This window comes from Bradyrhizobium sp., assembly GCF_016462955.1.
In the GTDB taxonomy this organism is placed as follows: Bacteria; Pseudomonadota; Alphaproteobacteria; order Rhizobiales; family Xanthobacteraceae; genus Bradyrhizobium.
Genome location: NZ_JAEMSD010000535.1, coordinates 1 through 4,439, shown reverse-complemented (window position 1 = coordinate 4,439; position 4,439 = coordinate 1). Strand labels below are relative to the sequence as shown.

The 4,439-nt window shown below is 67.0% G+C and carries 2 protein-coding genes; one reads left to right on the top strand and one right to left on the bottom strand.

Annotated features, from left to right (window positions below; translation table 11 throughout):
* The coding region (locus JHD07_RS33695; protein ID WP_291630011.1) for a methyl-accepting chemotaxis protein at positions 1 to 1,755 on the top strand (1,755 nt) is incomplete at its 5' end.
* A gap of 68 nt (positions 1,756 to 1,823) precedes the next feature.
* On the opposite strand, the gene JHD07_RS33690 is transcribed toward JHD07_RS33695, so the two are convergent.
* Positions 1,824 to 3,986 carry an EAL domain-containing protein gene (locus JHD07_RS33690; protein ID WP_291630010.1) on the bottom strand — a complete coding sequence of 721 codons (2,163 nt, stop codon included), beginning with the start codon at positions 3,984 to 3,986 and terminating at the stop codon, positions 1,824 to 1,826.
* Between the last annotated feature and the right edge of the window lie 453 nt (positions 3,987 to 4,439).

The window sequence follows — 4,439 nt, the reverse complement described above, 5'->3', positions numbered from 1 at the left end:
ATCGCGGCGCTGCCGCCGGTCGGCGATGCGATAGCGAAGGGCGACCGGGACAGCCTGGCCGCACTGCTCGGCGAAGCCAACAAATCGCTGAAGGCGCAGGGTATCCCGCTCATCACCTTTCAGGTTCCGCCTGCTGTCGCATTCTACCGGGTGCATGCGCCCAAGGTGTTCGGCGATGACGTCTCGGCGCGCCGCGAGACCGTGGTCGAGGCGATCAAGGGCGGCCGACAGATCGTCGGCGTCGAGCCGGGGCGCGAGGCGCTCGGCATCTTCGGCATGACACCGATCATGCGAGACGGCAAAAGCTTCGCCAACGTTGATATCGGCGCCGCCTTCGGCAAGGAGTTCGTCGACCGGGCCAAGAAGCGCTTTGGCATCGACCTCGCGGTCTACTCGCTCGACGGCAAGAACCTGAACAAGCTGTCGTCAACGTTTGGCAACACGGTCGTCACCACGCCGGATCAGCTGAAGAACGCAGTCGACGGTTCGGCGGTCCGGCATGAGGCCAAACTCGACGGTCATCCGGTCGAGGTCTATGCCGGACCGATCAAGAACTACGCGGGAGCGCCGGTCGGCGTGCTCGAGATCATCAAGGATACGAGCGAATATGAGGCCGCCTTCGCCACGGCCGAGCGCAACCTGATCCTCGGTACGGCTGCGATCCTTGCCGTCACGATCATGCTGGCGCTGCTGCTCGGGCGCGGCCTGTCGCGGCCGCTCACCGCGATCACCGCGGTCATGAACCGGCTGTCCAGCGGCGACACCAGCGTCACCATTCCCGGAAGCGAACGCAGGGACGAACTCGGCACCATGGCCAAGGCGGTGGACGTTTTCCGCCGCAACATGCTGGAGGCGGACGCTCTGCGCGAAGCACAGGAAGCGGACAGGGTCAGGTCCGAGGTCGAGAAACAGACGCTCCAGCGCCAGATGGCCGACCGCTTCGAGGCCGACGTCAAGGGCGTGGTTGCCGCGGTGGCAAAGGCGACCGAGGGCATGCAGAGCGTTGCCGGCGAGATCACCACCAGCGTCAACGGTACCTCGCAGCGCGCTTCCGCCGCAGCGACAGCCTCCGAGGAAGCCTCGGCCAGCGTCAACGCCGTCGCGGCCGCGACGGAGGAGCTGGCCTCATCCGTCAACGAAATCGGCCGTCAGGTCACCCATTCCAGCGAAGTTGCGAGCGGCGCCGTCCGCAAGGCCGCGGAGACGACCGAGATGGTTACGAGCCTTGCCACCGCCGCCGAGCGCATCGGCGACGTGCTGAAGCTGATCAGCGAAATCGCCAGCCAGACCAACCTGCTCGCGCTCAACGCCACGATCGAGGCCGCCCGCGCGGGCGAAGCCGGCCGCGGCTTTGCCGTGGTCGCCGCCGAAGTGAAGGAGCTGGCGAGCCAGACCGCGAAGGCGACCGACGAGATCGCGAGCCAGGTCACGGCAATCCAGGCCGCGACCGGAAATTGCGTCACCGCAATCTCCGGCATCAGCGACACCATCCGGGAGATCAGCGGCATCGCCAATACGATCGCCTCCGCGGTCGAGGAACAGGGATCGGCAACGCGGGAGATCGCCCAGAGCGTGCAGCAGGCCTCGGCCGGCACCACGGACGTCTCGGCCAATGTCGCCGGCGCCAGCCAGTCCGCCGACCAGTCCCGCGCGCTGGCCGGCGACGTCATGGTTGCAACGGGTGAGCTGGGGCAACATGCCTCGGCGCTGATCCGAAGCGTGGATACGTTTCTGGCCGGACTGCGGGCAGCGTGAAATCTTTCCACGTCCTTCCTTAGGAGCGAGGCGAAAGCGCGCTGCACCCCGGTGCGCGCATTGCGTGCTCACGCCACCAGCGCGGCGTCCTCGTCGCCGTCGATGCCGCGCTGCGCCGCCAGCAGGCTGACGATCTCCGCATGGGGCCGGGCCTTGCTGAACAGAAAGCCCTGGCCCTCATGGCAGCCCTCGGCGCGAAGGCAGCTCAGCTCGGCCTCGGTCTCGACGCCTTCGGCGGTGATGGTCACGCCAAGGCCCTTGCCGAGGCTGACGATGGAACGGATGATCGCCTGGGCCTCGCGATTGGCGGCGAGATCGCGCACGAAGGACTGGTCGATCTTGATCTTGTCGAAGGGAAAGCTGCGCAGATAGCTGAGGCTGGAATAGCCGGTGCCGAAATCGTCCATGGAGATGCGCACCCCGAGCGCGCGCAACGCGTGCAGCGTCGCCAGCACCTGCGCGCTCTTCTCTAGCAGCAGCGTCTCGGTGATCTCGAGCTCGAGCCGGCGCGGCGGCAGGCCGGAATGCTTCAGCGCGTCCGTCACCACCGAGAGCAGATTGCCGCTGCGGAACTGGAGCGGCGACAGGTTGACGGCGACCCGAACGTCGTCGGGCCAGGCCGCGGCATCCAGGCAGGCCCGGCGCAGCATCTGCCCGCCAAGCGGATTGATCAGGCCGGTCTCCTCGGCGACAGGGATGAACTCGGCCGGCGAGACCATGCCGCGCTCGGCATGCGGCCAGCGCACCAGCGCCTCGAAGCCGGTGATGCGGCCGCTCGAGAGGTCGATCAGCGGCTGGTAATAGGGGCGAAGCACGTCGTTCTGGATCGCCTCGCGCAGCTCGACCTCGATCTTGCGCCGGCTCTGCGCCTTGGCGTCGAGCGCAGCCTCGAAAAAGGCGAAGCTGCCGCGGGCATCCAGCTTGGCGCGCGACAGCGCCATGTCGGCGCTCTTGAGCAGCTTCTCGGAATCATCGCCGTCCCCCGGCGCCATCGCGATCCCGATCGAGGCGCCGATCACCACGGAATGGCCGTCGAGCAGATAGGGATCGGCGATGGCCTCGAGCAGCCGCTTTGCCAGCATCACCGCGTCCTCGGGGCGCGCCAGCCCGCTCTGGATGATCGCGAACTCGTCGGAATTGAGTCGCGCCAGCGCGTCCTCCTCGCGCAAGGTGGAGCGCAGCCGCTTGGCGACGCCGCGCAGGAGCTTGTCGCCGACCGCATGCCCCAGCGTGTCGTTGACCGCCTTGAAATTGTCGAGCCCGAGGATCAGCAGCGCGACCTTGTCGGTGCTGCGCCGCGTATGCAGCAGCATCTCGTCCATCTGCTGCCGCAGCAGACTGCGGTTGGGCAGGCCGGTCAGGGCATCATGCTGGGCCATGAAGGCGAGCCGCGCCTCGGCGCGCTTGCGCTCGGTGATGTCCATCAGCGCGAGGAGAACCGCGGGCCGCTCGGCATAGGTCAGTTCGCGGGAATAGATCGCAAGGTCGATCAGCGCGCCGTCGGCCTTGACGTGCTTCCAGGTGCGGCCGGCCTGTTCCTCGCCGTCCGCGTCGGCGATCCAGGGCGGCTCGCTGTCGAAGGCCTGCAAGGAGCGGATCTTCAGCCGCTCGAACTCGGAGCGGCTGTAGCCGTAATGCGCGACCGCGGCGTCATTCACGGCGATGATGTGCTCGTCGTCCAGCGCGCAGACGATCATGGGCACGGGGTTGCCGTCGAACAGCAGGCGGAACGAGGCCTCGCGCTGCTTCAATTCGGTGATGTCGACGCGCAGGCCGACGACGCCGCCGTCGTCGGTCAGGCGCTCGTCGATCAGGATGACGCGGCCGTCCGACAGCGTCTGCTCGTGCCGCGCGCCGGGCTGATAGAGCTTTCGCAGCCGCTCGGCGATCCACTCGTCCTCGTGACCGGCCGCCTCGGGATAGTCGCCGCGGGCGACGCCGATGCGCAGCGTGTCTTCGAGGCGGGCACCTTCCTCGAACAGGTCGGCGGTCTTGCTGTAGATCTCGGCGTATTTCTTGTTCCAGAGGACGTAGCGGCCTTCGGCATCGAGAAACACGATGCCCTGCGGCAGGATATCGATGGCCTGGCGCAGGCGTTCGTGGGATCTGTGCGCGTTGGCGATCGCGGCTTCCGCCTCGGCGCGGCTGCGCAGGACTTCGTCGCGCCCGGAGAGGGCACGCGCGCGCGCGAAGCGCCGCTTGCGCGCTTTCCGGCCGGCGCGGGCGAGCACGCCATGCTTTCGCTTTTTTGCTTTTCGAGACTCCAAACTCAACTTCACTCGTCCCAGTCGCGCTTGCGGCCGCCAGCTTTGGGGCAAGTGTCTGAAAAAAAAGTAATCTTGCCCGGGGCGTTTCGCGCGAGGCGCAGCCTGCGTGCCTGTTTGCGCGCCGCGGCTCATGGCGGCGGGCGTGCTCGGACCGGGTCCGGCGCCGCAATCAGCGATCGATCCGGCGCAAAATTGCGCGCGCGATTGAATCAGTTCCCGAATCGCGCGCGATTGCATGCGAGCCGCGAATACTCCTGCCTCGCGCGCACGAATTTTGGTCAATGCAGGATACGGTTATTGCACTCTTAAGAAACGGCCGGCCGAGACACGATTCGGCATGACGGTGAGCCGGCGGCGGCTTCGAAGTCCCGTTCTTGACCCAGATGCGGCGCTGGGCTCCATCTTGGGCTATAAGGG